At 38.2% G+C, this 15,853-nt stretch carries 13 protein-coding genes; 12 read left to right on the forward strand and 1 reads right to left on the reverse strand.

Annotated features, from left to right (window positions below; genetic code table 11):
• Positions 1-8 precede the first annotated feature (8 nt).
• The 8 genes from ACTJJH_RS13610 to galE all read left to right on the forward strand — a co-directional run bounded on the left by ACTJJH_RS13610 (position 9) and on the right by galE (position 8,450).
• The gene (locus ACTJJH_RS13610) at positions 9-989 is read left to right on the forward strand and encodes an EpsG family protein (RefSeq protein ID WP_032037098.1); all 981 of its coding nucleotides are present in this window, start codon (positions 9-11) and stop codon (positions 987-989) included.
• A 3-nt stretch (positions 990-992) separates the two neighbouring features.
• Positions 993-2,027 carry a glycosyltransferase family 4 protein gene (locus tag ACTJJH_RS13615; RefSeq protein ID WP_032037100.1) on the forward strand — a complete coding sequence of 345 codons (1,035 nt, stop codon included), beginning with the start codon at positions 993-995 and terminating at the stop codon, positions 2,025-2,027.
• A gap of 6 nt (positions 2,028-2,033) precedes the next feature.
• Entirely contained in the window at positions 2,034-2,861 is an 828-nt protein-coding gene (locus tag ACTJJH_RS13620) for a glycosyltransferase (RefSeq protein WP_032037101.1), read from the forward strand.
• A gap of 12 nt (positions 2,862-2,873) precedes the next feature.
• Complete coding sequence (locus ACTJJH_RS13625) at positions 2,874-3,494, forward strand: sugar transferase (protein ID WP_320124832.1); 621 nt, start codon at positions 2,874-2,876, stop codon at positions 3,492-3,494.
• A gap of 24 nt (positions 3,495-3,518) precedes the next feature.
• Positions 3,519-4,394, forward strand: coding sequence for a UTP--glucose-1-phosphate uridylyltransferase GalU (gene galU / locus ACTJJH_RS13630; protein ID WP_032037103.1), 876 nt, complete (start codon positions 3,519-3,521; stop codon positions 4,392-4,394).
• Positions 4,395-4,511: 117 nt separating this feature from the next.
• A complete protein-coding gene (locus ACTJJH_RS13635) occupies positions 4,512-5,774 on the forward strand; it encodes a nucleotide sugar dehydrogenase (protein ID WP_032037105.1) in 1,263 nt (420 codons plus the stop codon).
• Positions 5,771-7,441, forward strand: coding sequence for a glucose-6-phosphate isomerase (pgi, locus tag ACTJJH_RS13640; protein ID WP_440601288.1), 1,671 nt, complete (start codon positions 5,771-5,773; stop codon positions 7,439-7,441). Before ACTJJH_RS13635 ends, pgi begins: the two co-directional genes overlap by 4 nt.
• Positions 7,434-8,450, forward strand: coding sequence for a UDP-glucose 4-epimerase GalE (gene galE / locus ACTJJH_RS13645; protein WP_440601289.1), 1,017 nt, complete (start codon positions 7,434-7,436; stop codon positions 8,448-8,450). Before pgi ends, galE begins: the two co-directional genes overlap by 8 nt.
• 41 nt (positions 8,451-8,491) lie before the next feature.
• On the opposite strand, the gene ACTJJH_RS13650 is transcribed toward galE, so the two are convergent.
• Entirely contained in the window at positions 8,492-9,862 is a 1,371-nt protein-coding gene (locus ACTJJH_RS13650) for a phosphomannomutase CpsG (RefSeq protein WP_440601290.1), read from the reverse strand.
• Between the two features lie 373 nt (positions 9,863-10,235).
• Here ACTJJH_RS13650 and lldP point away from each other — a divergent pair, with 373 nt between their 5' ends.
• The 4 genes from lldP to dld all read left to right on the forward strand — a co-directional run bounded on the left by lldP (position 10,236) and on the right by dld (position 15,816).
• Positions 10,236-11,903, forward strand: coding sequence for an L-lactate permease (lldP, locus tag ACTJJH_RS13655; RefSeq protein ID WP_170832242.1), 1,668 nt, complete (start codon positions 10,236-10,238; stop codon positions 11,901-11,903).
• 19 nt (positions 11,904-11,922) lie between these two features.
• Positions 11,923-12,675 carry a transcriptional regulator LldR gene (gene lldR, locus ACTJJH_RS13660; RefSeq protein ID WP_001222772.1) on the forward strand — a complete coding sequence of 251 codons (753 nt, stop codon included), beginning with the start codon at positions 11,923-11,925 and terminating at the stop codon, positions 12,673-12,675.
• Positions 12,672-13,817, forward strand: coding sequence for an FMN-dependent L-lactate dehydrogenase LldD (gene lldD / locus ACTJJH_RS13665; protein ID WP_182004447.1), 1,146 nt, complete (start codon positions 12,672-12,674; stop codon positions 13,815-13,817). Before lldR ends, lldD begins: the two co-directional genes overlap by 4 nt.
• Positions 13,818-14,109: 292 nt before the next feature.
• Positions 14,110-15,816 (forward strand): D-lactate dehydrogenase, encoded by a 1,707-nt coding sequence (gene dld / locus ACTJJH_RS13670; RefSeq protein ID WP_440601291.1) that lies wholly within the window; start codon positions 14,110-14,112, stop codon positions 15,814-15,816.
• Positions 15,817-15,853 lie beyond the last annotated feature (37 nt).

Here is a 15,853-nt window from a genome sequence, read left to right on the forward strand (position 1 = left end):
GTTAACCAATGACATTATTTATATATTGTTTTCTTTGCTTAATGGCCTTTTGTTTTATTTTTATACAAAAAAAATATTTACTAAATTATGTTTTTGTTTTCTTCTGTTTAATGGGGTGGTCGATTGTTGCACGATTTAACTCAATTCAACAAGACTTAATAGTTTACTCTGAGGCAATGAGTTATAATTGGGATTTTTATAAAAGCCTTTACGTATTAAGAGAACCAATTTATTGGATTACAAGTAAAATTCTCTATGATTTTTTTAAAGAGCCTATTTTTGTATTCATTATATGGGATGCTATAATTTTTAGCTTATTTATCTATATTGCTTATAAAAAAAATCTAAAACCATACTTTATTTTAGTATTTATATTGTTTTTTCCTAATGTTATGGGTTTTTTAAATGTTTATAGGCAGTATATATCAACGATATTTCTTTTCTTATCCTTTTTGCTTGTTTATGAAAATCATATAAAATCTAAGTTTTTTTATTTGACTTCTTTTTTAAGCCATAATGTGGGAGCTATATTTTTACCACTTATTTTTATAAGAAAGAAATTTTTCCAAAGTAAATTTGTTTTGACTTCTATTATTTCTATATTTGCGATGATTTTCTTGTCGAGTTCAAAGTCTGAGATAGATACAGGTGAAACTTCTCCTCTACTTTTTTTTGCGGTTGTTTGTACAGGGATGCTAATATTTTTGTCATTAAACAAGTTGATTTTATATAGAAAGAATATAGATTTATATTATGTAAATATGTATTGTGTATTTATTTCCTTATTTTCTGTTTTGTTTTTATCTGATGCACCTGCAAAAAGAATTTGTATGATTGCTCTAATTTTCATACTATATTCAATTTATTGGTTTATTGAAGATAATAAAAAAAATATTCTTGTTTTTAGAGCTGGTTTAGTCTTGGTTACATTGCTTCCAACATTTATATTTTCTTCTGTTTTTAATATGCTCGTATATGCAGGTAAATAATATATGAAAATTTTATTTATAATAAATTCGTTAAGAAATAAATCGGGCTCTGAACGTGTCGCTGTTGAATTGGCCAATAAGATGTCAGTTATAGAAGATTATGATATTACGTTATTGAATAGAGAGTCGAATAAAAATAGTACAGCATATCCTGTTGCTGATAATATAAACGTAATAGCACTGGATGGTAATTTATTTCATTTTTATCAAAAACTTAAAAAACATATTGCTGCCTCGAATTATGATGTGGTAATTGTCCATAATATGGGCAAATTGTCTTTACTATGTGCGTTTGTCTCTAATATTAAAAAACTAGTAATTTTGGAACATGTTTCTTTTGTCAGTCGTCCTCAAAAAATACAAATTTTAAGTAAACTGTTATATCGAAAAATTGATCAAGTGGTGACTCTTACTCAAAATGACAAAGAGCAATTTGATAAATTTCATTCAAATGTACTTGTGATACCTAATTTTTCGCCATTTCCTATTAGCTCAACACATCAACAGAATAATAAACAAATTGTAACAATTGGCCGTTTAACTGATCAGAAAAATTATATGCATCTGCTTCAAGCGTGGGAGAAAATCTATCAATTTATCCCTGAGTGGCAGTTAAATATTTACGGAGAAGGTGAACATTATTCAATGTTAGATGATTACATTACTAGAAATTCTCTTCGAAATGTGACTTTAATGGGGACAACTTCTAACGTAAAGCAAGTATACGAACAATCTAACTTCTTTGTAATGTCATCAAAATATGAAGGCTTACCCATGGTGTTAATAGAGGCACAAAGTTTTGGTTTACCTATTGTTTCATATAATTGTCCATATGGCCCAAGTGACGTCATTCAAGAAAATCAAAATGGGTTATTAGTTGAAGATCAAAATATTGATAAATTAGCAGAAGCAATTTTAAAACTTGCGTCATCTCCAGACTTATTAGAGCGCTTTTCTCAAGAATCGTTATTAAATGCTAAAAAATATCAACCTGAACAAATTTTGAAAATTTGGATTGAAAAAGTCTTGCAAGGATAAGGTTTTATGTTTTCTGTATTAAGCTCTATTTATCACAAGGAGCATCCAGCACACTTTAATGCTTGTATTGAAAGCATTTGGGATAAACAAACTTTAAAACCTACAGAAATTGTTTTAATTGAGGATGGTCCTTTAACACCTGAATTAGATCAAATTATTGCTAAATGGCAAGCAAAATTAGGTAAAGTTCTTCGAGTTAAAAAACTTGAACAAAATGTTGGAACAGGTAAGGCAAAAAATATTGGATTGCAAGAATGCACCTATGACATTGTTTGTATTGTTGATACAGATGATATTTATGTGCCAGAAAGATTTGAAAAACAAATTAAATTTTTAGAAAAAAACCCTGATGTATCAATTGTAGGTGGGCAAATTCTTGAGTTTGTTGAGGATACTCAAAATCCGACAGGTATGCGTAACGTTCCTTTATCAAATGAAGATCTAAGAAATTATGCAAAGAAGCAAAGCCCATTTAATAATATGACAATTACCTATCGAAAGTCACATATTCTTGAAGTAGGTGGCTATCAACATCATTTGTGGATGGAAGACTATAATCTCTTTTTACGGGTGATTGCTAAGGGATATAAAATTCAGAACTTACCAGATGTATTAGTCTATGCACGTATTGATAATGGTATGCATGGTCGTCGTAAAGGTTTCCAATATATTAAAAGTGAAAAACAGTTACTAGATTTAAAAAAACAACTAAAGTTACAAAATCCTCTATATGCTAACATGCTGTTTCTGATACGGTCTGCCTTTAGACTGTTACCAGCAAATCTATTGGGTAAAATTTATAATACCTTTCTTCGTAAAGATATTAAAAAATGAGTGAATGAAAATATGAAGCGTTTAGTAGACATAGTCATTTCTTTAATAGCTTTAAGTGTTCTGTCGCCAATATTTCTGATTGTTGCTTATAAGGTCCGTAAAAATTTAGGGTCACCCATATTCTTTTATCAAGAAAGACCTGGAAAGGACGGAAAACTATTTAAAATGATTAAGTTCCGTTCTATGAAGGATGCTTTTGATGTAGAAGGAAATCCATTACCAGATGAGGCACGTATAACACCATTTGGTCAAAAATTGCGATCTACAAGCCTAGATGAAATGCCGCAATTGATTAATGTGCTTAAGGGTGACATGAGTGTAGTTGGACCTCGTCCAATGCTTAAAGACTTTGTTGCATTATATTCACCAGAACAAGCGCGTCGTTTAGAAGTACGTCCAGGAATGACAGGTTTGGCTCAGGTAAGTGGCCGTAATGAGCTCGATTATGAAGAGCGATTTAAATGTGATGTGTGGTATGTCGACAATCATAATGTTTGGGTTGACTTTAAAATTATGTTTAAAACAGTCAAAGTGATGACTAAGCGTGAAGGCATTAACGCGCCAGGGCATGTTGGACCATCTTTATTTAAAGGTAATGATGTTCCAGAAAATGTTGATTCCTCTGTAAAGTAAATTTTATATCTTGAAATCTTTGTTATGATCAAAAAAGCAGTTCTACCAGTAGCCGGTCTAGGCACACGTTTTTTACCAGCAAGTAAGTCAATTCCAAAGGAAATGGTGACTGTTGTTGACCGTCCAGCCATTGAATATGTAGTGCGTGAGGCAGTTGAAGCAGGAATTGAGCAAATTATTTTGGTCACTCACTCTTCAAAAGCTTCAATTGAAAATTATTTTGACCGAAACTTTGAATTAGAAACAACATTAGAGCAAAAAAAGAAATTTGATTTACTTGCAGAAATTACCCAAATTGTTCCACCTCATGTGAGTGTTGTAAGTGTAAGACAACCTCAGCCTTTAGGGTTAGGACATGCGGTTTTATGTGCAAAGAGTATTGTTGGTCAAGATGATTTTGCTGTGTTATTACCAGATGTGTTGGTAAAAGACGACTCGGGGCGAAATGATTTAACCCGTATGATTGCACGTTATGATGCCAGCCAAGCCGCACAGATTATGGTAGAAGCTGTACCTGATAACCTTGTTGATCAATATGGGATTGTAGATGTAGCGCATAGCCCTAATGAGGGTGAAAGCGTTGCCATGCAAGGTATTGTCGAAAAACCTAATGTTGGTTCTGCACCTTCAAATCTTTCTGTAGTGGGTCGCTATATATTACCTGCAAAAATTATGCAACTTTTGGAAAACACGCCAAAAGGTGCAGGTAATGAAATTCAGTTAACAGATGCGATTGCGATGTTACAAGAAACAGATATTGTTGAAGCCTATCGTATGCAAGGCCAAACTTTTGACTGCGGTAGTAAGCTTGGTTATTTAAAAGCTGTATTACATTATGGCATTCAACATCCTAAATTAGGGTCAGAATTTAAACAGTTAATTCAAGAACTTAAGTTGTAGTATTGTGTAGTTCTACTTAAGCATTTGTAAAAACTGCTGAATATAATAAACAATCAATATATTCTCTTCCCTTAACGGGAAGAGAAATCTATAGAATATTAAAAAAACAGGTGTGCAATGAAAATCGCAGTGTTTGGAACCACCTTACACGCTGGTGTAATGGCAGCATTACTAGCTGAATATGGCAATCAGATTTATTGGTGCACAAGTGTCACCTGCGAAGAAAATATTTCTGTACTTTCCTATCAAGATCAAGAAGTTAATAACTATTTAAATAAACAAAGAAGATCGGGTTTTCTACAAGAAAGTCCTTTTTCTGCTATTCCTCTTGATGTTGAGGTTTATTTATTCTGTTTTAGCCCTACACAAATTCAGCTTGCTTTAAATACAGTTGAGAAGTTAAGTCAACGTCCTATTGTTCATCCTCGTTTAATGGTAAATGGTTCTACATTTGGCTTACATGGAACTGATCAGTTAAAACAATATTTACCAAAAGACGAGTGGGTCTATTTCCCTGATGTAATACAAGAGGGGAATGCCATTAATAGCGTATTGAATGTAAAGCATGTCATTGTTGGTGTTGAGTCCAATCATGCACGGGATACAATGCAAGAGTTGTTACGCCCATTTTTCCGTTTTAGTTATCAATACTTATTTATGCCGATCTTGGATGCTGAGTTTACTAAACTTAGTATTTCTGGCATGTTGGCGACCCGCATTAGTTATATGAATGACTTAGCTATGGTGGCAGAGAAACTCGGTATTGATATCGCCAACGTAAAGCATGGTATTGCGGCTGATACACGTATTGGTGCGGCTTACTTGTCCGCTGGAGTTGGTTTTGGCGGTGAAAATTTTTCGCATGATATTTTAACCCTTTCGAGTACTGTTTCTGAAACTGGGGCGAAAAGTCGACTGTTAGAGCAGGTATGGGCGATTAACGAACAACAAAAAGAAATTTTATTCCGTAAGCTGTGGAATTATTATCATTGTAATTTGAATGGTAAAACCGTGGCTATTTGGGGTGCATCCTTCAAAGAAAATACCTCAAGCATACATAACTCGCCAATTCATATTTTATTAGCTGCATTGTGGGCGCAAGGTGTCACAGTACGTTTGCATGATCCTCAAGCATTAGATGAAATTGCCGCTACATATGGTGAACGTAAGGATTTAATACTGTGTACTGATCAATATGAGGCTGCTCGAGGCGCACATGCCTTATGTTTGGTTACCGCATGGAAACAGTACTGGAGTCCTGACTTTAAGCAGTTACAACAATTGATGCAACATCCTTTAATTTTGGATGGGCGTAATATTTATGACCCAGCATATGTAAAGGCTAAGGGCTTTGCTTATGAAGGAGTAGGTCGTTTATGAGTAAATCTATCGAGAAATTTCCTAAAGAGTTGGTTTCACCTTTACTAAAATTACAGTTAATGGGTGAGAAAAATTCAAAGTTACACATAAAAGAATTGTTCGCTTCAGAACCAGATCGCTTTCAACAATATTCTATAAAATTTGATCCATTAGTTTTTGATTATAGTAAGCATCGTGTTACTAAAGACATTTTGGAACAATTGACTGCTCTTGCGAAAACTAAACAATTAAATCAATGGATTGAACGTCTTTTTTCACAAGATAAAGTAAATTGTACAGAGCAACGTGCAGCAATGCATTGGGCACTACGCTTACCAGTTAGCTATTCGAAGTTTCCAGAGTTAACGGCTCAAGTCCATAGCCAGTTACAACGTATGTATGCCTTAGTGGAAAAGATTCATGCTGGTCAATATCGCGGTGCAACCGGTGAAGTGATTCAAGATGTTGTGAACATTGGTGTGGGTGGTTCTGATTTAGGGCCACAAATGGTCACGCATGCGTTGTCAGATTTTAAAGTGAAAACGGCTAAACCTTTAAATGTTCACTTTGTATCGACTATGGATGGTAGTCAGTTGTCGGAGTTACTCCACCAACTTCGTCCAGAAACAACACTATTTATTATTTCTTCAAAATCTTTTGGAACGATTGATACTTTATCAAATGCCCAAACCGTACGTCAGTGGCTTGAAAAAACTTTGGGAACACATGCCCGAGTTTTAAAAAGTCATTTTGTTGGAGTATCAACAAAAGCAGATAAAATGACTGAATGGGGGATTGCCCCAGAAAATCAATTACTGCTTTGGGACTGGGTAGGTGGCCGTTACTCATTGTGGTCATGCATTGGTTTACCTATTGCGTTGAGTATCGGGGTTGAAGGTTTTCAGCAACTCTTAGCTGGTGCTCATGCAATAGATGAACATTTTCAAAATACAAGTTATGAGCAAAATATTCCTCTTTTAATGGGATTATTAGGCGTTTGGAACAATAATTTTTTAAATATTCAAACACATGCTGTATTGCCTTATGATGGTCGATTAAAGTATTTCGCTGCTTATTTACAGCAGCTTGAAATGGAATCTAATGGTAAATCGGTACAACGTGACGGTCAAAAAGTCGAACTCGATACGTGCCCAATTGTATGGGGTGAAGTTGGACCAAATGCTCAACATGCCTTCTATCAGTTATTACATCAGGGAACTCAAGCAGTCAGCTGTGACTTTATTGCCCCAGTCCAACGCTATAACGCTGACCATTTTACCTATGTTGAAAATGCAGACGCTTTAGTCGAACAGCATCATCTTGCATTATCGAATTGTTTGGCTCAATCAAGATTATTGGCCTTTGGTAATGACGCTTTAGACTCAACTGAATTAGAAAAACTGCCGATTTACAAGCAATATGAAGGTAACCAACCGAGTTCGACCTTATTATTGAAAGAGTTAAATCCGTATAGTTTGGGAATGTTAATTGCTTTATATGAGCATAAAGTTTTTGTGCAGTCCGTAATTTGGAATATTAACCCGTTTGATCAATGGGGTGTCGAAAAAGGCAAACAGATTGCTGATCAGCTATTACCTATTTTAAATGGGGTTCAAAATGATCTTTCATCATTAGATGCCTCAACACGTGGATTAATTAAAATATTATTAGGAAAAGTAGATGGCTAAAATCCTAGTTGCTGGTGGAGCTGGTTATATTGGTTCACACACCTGTGTAGAGCTTTTAAATGCCGGTCATGAAGTTATTGTTTTTGATAATCTATCAAACAGCTCAGAAGAATCATTAACGAGAGTTCAGGATATCACACAAAAGAGTTTAGCTTTTGTGCAGGGCGATATTCGTAATGCACATGAACTTGATCGTGTATTTCAGGATCATTCAATTGATGCTGTGATTCACTTCGCAGGTTTAAAAGCAGTAGGTGAAAGTCAGGAAAAACCGCTGATTTATTTTGATAATAATATTGCTGGCAGCGTTCAACTGGTTAAATCGATGGAAAAGGCAGGTGTCTATACGCTTGTATTTAGCTCATCTGCAACAGTTTATGATGAAGCCAATATATCTCCATTAAATGAAGAAATGCCAACAGGTATACCAAGTAATAACTATGGTTATACTAAACTGATTGTCGAGCAATTATTACAAAAATTGTCCGCATCTAATCCAAAATGGTCAATCGCATTACTTCGTTATTTTAACCCAGTCGGTGCACATAAAAGTGGACGTATTGGGGAAGACCCACAGGGTATTCCAAATAATTTAATGCCGTATGTGACACAAGTTGCTGTTGGTCGCCGTGAGAAACTATCCATTTATGGTAATGATTATGAAACTGTGGATGGTACTGGTGTGCGTGACTATATCCATGTGGTCGATTTAGCGAATGCGCACTTATGTGCTCTCAATAACCGATTGAATGCGACAGGTTGTCGTGCATGGAATATTGGTACGGGTAATGGTTCATCTGTTTTGCAAGTTAAGGATACATTTGAAAAAGTTAATGGCGTGCCTGTAGCTTTTGAATTTGCACCGCGGAGATCTGGAGATGTAGCCACATCTTTTGCAGACAATAGTCGTGCAGTTGCTGAGTTGGGTTGGCAGCCGCAATATGGTTTAGAAGATATGCTTGCTGATAGCTGGAATTGGCAGAAGCAGAACCCTAATGGCTATAATTAAGTAAATAAAAAAGGAGCAAATTGCTCCTTTTTTATTTTTGATTAGCTTTGAATTAATCTGGTTAACTCATCTACATAATATTGCATTGGCTGAGCCTGACGGTCTGCACGGCTTTCAATATTGAGACGTAATAAAGGCTCGGTATTTGAAGCACGGACGTTAAAACGCCATGCGCTAAAGTCAAGGCTTACACCATCGGTACGGTCAATTTGTGGATTTTGATCGGTATAGAAGTCGAAAATCTTTTGAATAGTGGTTTGTGTATCAGCTACTTTAAAGTTGATTTCACCACTACAAGGAAACTTGGTAATCATATTTTCAACGAGTGTTGAAAGAGATTGTCCTGTTTCAGAGAGTAGAGCAACGGTGAGTAACCAAGGAATCATACCGCTGTCGCAGTAAGCAAAGTCACGGAAATAGTGATGGGCACTCATTTCTCCGCCATATACGGCATTGTGTTCACGCATGACATCTTTAATGAATGCATGTCCAGATTTTGACTGTACGGCAATGCCTTTGTATTCATCGACGATATCAAATGTGTTCCAGACTAAACGTGGGTCATGAACAATTTTTTCGCCTGACTGTTTGATTAAGAAAGCTTGAGCCAAGAGTCCAACAATATAGTAGCCTTCAATAAATTGGCCCTTCTCATCAAACAAGAAACAGCGGTCAAAGTCGCCGTCCCAAGCAATTCCCATATCTGCTTTATGCTCAATGACGGCATTACGGGTACTGTCACGGTTTTCAATTAAAATTGGGTTAGGAATGCCATTTGGGAAAGTACCATCTGCTTCATGGTGAATTTTAATAAATTCAATAGGTACGTTAAGCGTTTTAAATTTTTCTTCAATGGCATCAATGACATGACCCGCAGCCCCATTACCTGCGTTTACCACCAATTTAAGGGGGCGGATTTTTGCAGGTTCAATGTAGGTGATTAAGTGATCAACGAACTCAGGTAAAATGTTATAACTTTGAGTTGTGCCTTTTTGACTAACTTCTTCAAAGTTATTGGTTTCTGCTAAAGCCTGAATTTCTTTTAAACCGGTATCAGCACTAATTGGACGAGCATTTTCTCGTACTAATTTCATGCCGTTATAGTCCATTGGGTTATGACTGGCAGTAACTTCGATACCACCTTGCACATCTAAATGGAAAGCGGCGAAATAGACTTCTTCAGTTCCTGTCATGCCTAAATCAAGCACATTCACACCCGCATCATTTAAACCGCGGATCGTCGCTTGTTTTAAATCCTCACTGCTTAAACGAATATCACAACCTACAACAACAGTCTTTGGTTTATAGATTTGTCCGTAAGCACGGCCAATTTTATAGGCGATTTCTTCATTCAATTCGGTGCCGAGTTTGCCTCGGATATCATAAGCTTTAAAACACGTTAAAGTAGTCATTATTCAATTCAATACATGTGGTTTGAGTTGTGTGCACATTATACATAGATCATCAAATAGGTATGTTTATAGTTTTTATATTCAAATTTTTCACTTCATTTCTGTAGTTCATATCTAAATTTATAAGAAAGATTTTTGCGACTTTAGTCTAATAAGAAAATTTCTAAATTAGAAAGAGCTTGATTTTACTTAGTACTATTGGTCTTACCAATTATAGTGATTATTTAATAATTGATCTTACCAGCATCTGTGTTTATGATGCGGTCTGTGGTTTAAGGAGTAACATTTGCACTTAATTTTTAATTGGTCATACCAATTGTGTTAAATGTTTAAAAATTTAAGGTACAAAAATTCGCCCCGGCATTTCAAGGAGATGACAATGCTCAATATGTGGCAACAACTTTATGACCCTTTAAATAATATTTGGCTGTCCAGTGCGGTTGCATTAATCCCGATTATTTTCTTCTTTTTGGCATTAGCAGTTTTTCGTTTAAAAGGTAGTATTGCGGGTACAGGCACAGTCATTATTGCATTATTGATTGCACTATTTTTCTATCAAATGCCGGGTCAAATGGCCTTTGCGTCAATCATTTACGGTTTCTTCTACGGTCTATGGCCAATTTCATGGATCATTATCGGGGCAGTTTTTCTATACAAAATTTCGGTAAAAACAGGCCAGTTTGAGATTATTCGCTCAAGCATTTTGTCGATTACCGAAGACCAACGTCTGCAAATGCTATTGGTTGGTTTTGCATTCGGTACTTTCCTTGAAGGGGCGGCGGGTTTTGGTGCTCCTGTAGCAATTACCGCTGCACTCCTTGTTGGTTTAGGCTTTAAGCCACTTTACGCTGCTGGTTTATGCTTGATTGTAAATACGGCGCCAGTGGCATTTGGTGCAATGGGTATTCCAATTATTGTGGCGGGGCAGGTTTCTGGTGTAGACACCATGGAAATTAGCCAAATGGTGGGTCGTCAGTTGCCATTTTTAGTCATTATTGTGCTGTTTTGGATTATGGCGATTATGGATGGCTGGCGTGGTGTTAAAGAAACTTGGCCTGCGGTGTTAGTCGGTGGTGGCGCTTTTGCGATTGCCCAGTATCTTACATCTAACTTTATTGGCCCTGAGTTACCAGATATTACCGCTGCAATTGCATCATTGGTGAGCTTAACTTTACTGTTCCGTGTTTGGAAACCCAAACATATTTTCCGTTTTGAACCTGAGGCGGGTCAAACTTTAACTCAACAACCTACTACGGTTCAACGTTATAGCATTGGAAAAATTGCTAAGGCATGGTCTCCATTTGCGATTTTAACAGTGATGGTGACCATCTGGAGCGTTAAGCCATTTAAAGCATTATTTGCAAAAGATGGTGCTCTTGAACACTGGATTTTTAAACTTGAAGTACCGTATTTGCACAAATTGGTCGAAAAAATGCCGCCAATTGTGGCAGAGATGAAACCATACGAAGCGATTTATAAGTTTGACTGGTTCTCTGCAACAGGTACTGCAATTTTTATTGCCGCAATCATCACTGCTATTTTCTTAAAAATGAAAGCAAGTGAAGCTGTAACGACCTTTGGTGAAACGCTTAATGAGTTAAAAACACCGATTTACTCGATTGGTATGGTGTTGGCATTTGCTTTTATTGCGAACTATTCAGGTTTATCTGCAACTTTGGCTTTGGCTCTATCGCATACGGGTCATGCGTTTACTTTCTTCTCACCGTTTTTGGGTTGGCTTGGTGTGTTCCTTACTGGTTCAGACACTTCTTCAAATGCTTTGTTCTCGGCACTACAGGCAACTACAGCTCAGCAAATTGGTATTCCGGAAGTGTTATTGGTCGCTGCTAATACCAGCGGTGGTGTAACTGGTAAGATGATTTCCCCTCAGTCGATTGCGATTGCTTGTGCCGCAGTAGGGTTAGTTGGAAAAGAGTCTGACTTGTTCCGTTTCACGGTAAAACATAGCATCATATTCACTGTCTTTGTTGGCATCATTATTACGGTTCAGGCTTATCTGGTTCCGTGGATGATTCCATAACTCCAGTGAAGGAAACGCGATGAGAATCTCCGATCAAGTGGTCATGAAATTGCAGGCATTAATTGAAGAGCGTCACATGAAAAAAGGTGATCGTTTGCCTGCCGAGCGCCAGCTTGCAACTAGTTTAGGAGTTTCTCGTCCATCCTTACGTGAAGCAATTCAACAGCTCAATAGTCAAGGTGTACTGATTAGTCGCCGTGGCGATGGAACTTATATTCAGCAATTACCTGAACAATGGCCCCAGCAACTGATTGTGAACCCAATCAGCAACCTGATTGAAGAAGATCCGTTATACCGTTTTGATGTGCAAGAGGCGCGTTTGGTACTTGAAGGGGGGACTGCATGGTATGCCGCATTACGTTCAACGCCTGAGGATCGTGCCAAAATTCATCATTATTTTAATGAAATTAGTCGCCATCAAAATGCAGGTGACTCAGCACAGGCTGCGGTGGCCGATGCTGAATTCCACTTAGCGATTGCTGAAGCATCTCACAATGTGGTGCTGATCCAAATGATGCGAAGTCTATTTGATTTGCTGCAATACAACGTCTTGTTAGGACGTAAAAAAGTTTATAACGACCCCGTAAATGGTGACTTGCTAAGCGAGCAACATTTTCAGGTGATGGATGCTATTGATCGTAAAGATCCCGAGGCCGCACGCCAAGCTGTCTGCGGTCATATTGAATTTGTGATTAATCATGTGCGTTCTCTGGATGAAGATGAAGCTCGCCAGAAACGTGCAAATCGTTTAAATAGAGTTGATTCAAAATGATTATTTCTTCTGGCAATGATTATCGTGCTGCGGCACAACGTCGCTTACCTCCATTTTTATTTCACTACATCGATGGTGGAGCGTATTCGGAATATACCTTAAAGCGTAACGTACAAGATTTGTCAGAAATTGCATTGCGTCAACGTGTACTCAATGACATGTCAGCGTTAAGTTTAGAGACAAAACTGTTTAATGAAACGCTGTCGATGCCGGTTGCATTAGCGCCTGTGGGTTTAACAGGTATGTATGCACGCCGTGGTGAAGTGCAAGCCGCAATGGCAGCCGATAAAAAGGGCATTCCATTTACACTTTCAACGGTTTCGGTGTGTCCGATTGAAGAAGTTGCACCTGCAATTAACCGTCCAATGTGGTTCCAGCTTTATGTATTACGTGACCGTGGTTTTATGCGTAATGCTTTGGAACGTGCAAAAGCAGCAGGCTGCTCAACACTGGTATTTACCGTAGATATGCCTGTGCCAGGTGCACGTTACCGTGATGCTCATTCGGGTATGAGTGGGCCAAATGCTGCGATGCGCCGTTATATGCAGTCTATGTTCCACCCACATTGGTCATGGAATGTCGGCTTAATGGGCCGTCCGCACGACTTGGGCAATATCTCTAAATATTTAGGTAAACCGACTGGGCTTGAAGACTATATTGGTTGGTTAGGCTCGAACTTTGACCCATCGATTTCATGGAAAGACCTTGAGTGGATTCGTGAATTTTGGGATGGCCCAATGGTGATTAAGGGCATTTTAGATCCTGAAGATGCCAAAGATGCGGTGCGTTTTGGTGCTGACGGTATTGTGGTGTCGAATCATGGTGGTCGTCAGTTAGATGGTGTGATGTCGTCTGCTCGTGCGTTGCCTGCAATTGCCGAGGCCGTTAAAGGTGATTTGGCGATTTTGGCTGACTCAGGCATTCGTAATGGTTTAGACGTGGTGCGTATGTTGGCACTTGGGGCCGATACGGTTTTACTTGGCCGTGCGTTTGTTTATGCCTTGGCAGCAGCAGGTGGACAAGGGGTCTCGAACTTACTTGATTTGATCGATAAAGAAATGCGTGTTGCGATGACGCTCACGGGTGCGAAATCGATTTCGGATATTAATGCGGATTGTTTAGTACAGGCGATGAAGCTCTAACATTTTTTTATTAACTTTGATGATATTGGCACGACAGAGTCTTATCGGAAAAGGTTCAATGTAAGTAGTTAATTGACGTTACTTTTTTAAAAAAGTAACCAAAAACTTTAGTTTCGATGACGGTACGTCCTTGCTACCGCATCGAAACGGCGGCATCCATGCCGCCAACCACGATAGTAAATATAGGGCTGATTCACATTAGAGAATGAGCTAATTAAATTATAAATTACAAACGGTAAGATACCGCCGTGTTGGTCTAATTTGATAAATGGATGACCAAAAGGAAACCATCATGCAAACATTTTCTCCTCAAGCAGTGATCGAACGCATACAAAATATTGTAGGGCGCTCTTATGTTTTGACCGATGATCAAAGCACACGTCAGTACCGCCAAGGTCGTCGTTTTGGTGAGGGGAAAGTGCTGGCTGTGGTGGTACCGGGCACATTACTAGAGCAATGGCAGGTGCTCCAAGCTGCAATTGAGGCAGACTGTATTGTGATTATGCAGGCGGCCAATACAGGACTCACTGGCGGTTCAACCCCATATGGCGATGATTATGATCGTCCTGTTTTGGTCATGAGTACCCGCCGATTAAAGGGCATTCAGGTCATTCACGAGGGTAAGCAAGTGATTTGTTTACCGGGTGCGACCTTAGATAATTTGGAGCAAATTTTAAAAGGTTATGACCGTGAGCCACATTCAGTAATTGGTTCATCCTGTATAGGTGCATCAGTACTTGGTGGTGTGTGTAATAACTCGGGCGGTGCATTGGTACGCCGTGGCCCTGCGTATACTGAACTGGCGTTATATGCTCAGGTCAATGCTGCTGGTCAACTAGAACTGGTAAACCATTTAGGAGTGAATTTAGGTTCGACTCCTGAAGAAATTTTGACTCGTTTAGAGAAGCAGAAATATCAAGCCGTAGATATTTTAGATGATGGCGAAAAGCAGGCATCGGACCATCGTTATGCGCATGATGTGACGCAAGTTGATGAAGATACGCCTGCTCGTTTTAATGCAGACCCATCACGCTTGTTTGAGGCATCGGGTTCGGCAGGTAAAGTTTGTGTGTTTGCGGTACGTCTTGATACCTATGAAAAAGTAGAGAGCAATGTCTTTTATATTGGTACGAATGATGCCGATGACTTAACAGCCATTCGTCGTTACTTACTAACCTCACTGCCAAGTTTACCAATTGCAGGTGAATATATTCACCGAGATGCTTATTTGATTGGTGAAAAGTACGGAAAAGACACATTCTTATTTATTGAGAAATTTGGTACAGCTAATGTTCCAAAAGCCTTCGCGATGAAAGACAAAGTCGATGGCTTCTTAGAACGATTTAAAATTAAAGGCTTAACGGATCATATTTTACAGGCCATTACCTTCTTTTTACCGAGTCATTTACCGAAGCGTATGACCGAATATCGAGATCGTTATGAGCATCATTTAGTGCTACGTGTTGAAAATAATTCAAAAGCTCAGACCGAGCAGTTTTTAAAAGAATATTTTGCAGTGCATCATTCAGGTAGCTATTTCATATGTAGCGAAGAAGAAGGACGAAAGGCATTCTTACACCGTTTTGCGATTGCAGGGGCGGCAATTCGTTACCGCGATACACACCGTAGTGAAGTTGAAGATATTGTGGCGCTTGATATTGCGTTACGTCGTAATGACCGCGAGTGGGTAGAGCAACTACCAGCCGATATGGAAAAGAAAATCATCCATAAACTCTATTATGGGCATTTCTTTTGTCATGTTTTCCATCAGGACTATATTCTTAAAAAGGGCCATGACCCTTTAGAAATGGAACATCAAATGTGGAAGCTACTCGATGCGCGCCGTGCTGAGTATCCGGCAGAGCATAATGTTGGGCATCTCTACATTGCCAAGCCTGCCTTAGCAAATTTCTATCAAAAACTCGATCCAAGCAACAGTTTTAATGTAGGTATTGGAAATACCTCAAAACTGAAATATTGGGGCAAGGCTAAATCTTAATACCGAGACATAAAAAAAGGCGCCGAAGCGCCTTTTT

Source organism: Acinetobacter sp. 22301, assembly GCF_052045285.1.
Taxonomy (GTDB): domain Bacteria; phylum Pseudomonadota; class Gammaproteobacteria; order Pseudomonadales; family Moraxellaceae; genus Acinetobacter; species Acinetobacter pittii.

Excerpts from the sequence above, each read along its gene's own strand:
- ACTJJH_RS13610 (WP_032037098.1), top strand. The coding sequence starts at position 9 with ATGACATTATTTATATATTGTTTTCTTTGCTTAATGGCCTTTTGTTTT.
- ACTJJH_RS13615 (WP_032037100.1), top strand. The coding sequence starts at position 993 with ATGAAAATTTTATTTATAATAAATTCGTTAAGAAATAAATCGGGCTCT.
- pgi (WP_440601288.1), top strand. The coding sequence starts at position 5,771 with ATGAGTAAATCTATCGAGAAATTTCCTAAAGAGTTGGTTTCACCTTTA.
- ACTJJH_RS13650 (WP_440601290.1), bottom strand. The coding sequence starts at position 9,862 with ATGACTACTTTAACGTGTTTTAAAGCTTATGATATCCGAGGCAAACTC.
- lldP (WP_170832242.1), top strand. The coding sequence starts at position 10,236 with ATGACAATGCTCAATATGTGGCAACAACTTTATGACCCTTTAAATAAT.
- lldD (WP_182004447.1), top strand. The coding sequence starts at position 12,672 with ATGATTATTTCTTCTGGCAATGATTATCGTGCTGCGGCACAACGTCGC.
- galU (WP_032037103.1), top strand. The coding sequence starts at position 3,519 with ATGATCAAAAAAGCAGTTCTACCAGTAGCCGGTCTAGGCACACGTTTT.
- lldR (WP_001222772.1), top strand. The coding sequence starts at position 11,923 with ATGAGAATCTCCGATCAAGTGGTCATGAAATTGCAGGCATTAATTGAA.
- galE (WP_440601289.1), top strand. The coding sequence starts at position 7,434 with ATGGCTAAAATCCTAGTTGCTGGTGGAGCTGGTTATATTGGTTCACAC.
- ACTJJH_RS13620 (WP_032037101.1), top strand. The coding sequence starts at position 2,034 with ATGTTTTCTGTATTAAGCTCTATTTATCACAAGGAGCATCCAGCACAC.
- dld (WP_440601291.1), top strand. The coding sequence starts at position 14,110 with ATGCAAACATTTTCTCCTCAAGCAGTGATCGAACGCATACAAAATATT.
- ACTJJH_RS13635 (WP_032037105.1), top strand. The coding sequence starts at position 4,512 with ATGAAAATCGCAGTGTTTGGAACCACCTTACACGCTGGTGTAATGGCA.
- ACTJJH_RS13625 (WP_320124832.1), top strand. The coding sequence starts at position 2,874 with ATGAAGCGTTTAGTAGACATAGTCATTTCTTTAATAGCTTTAAGTGTT.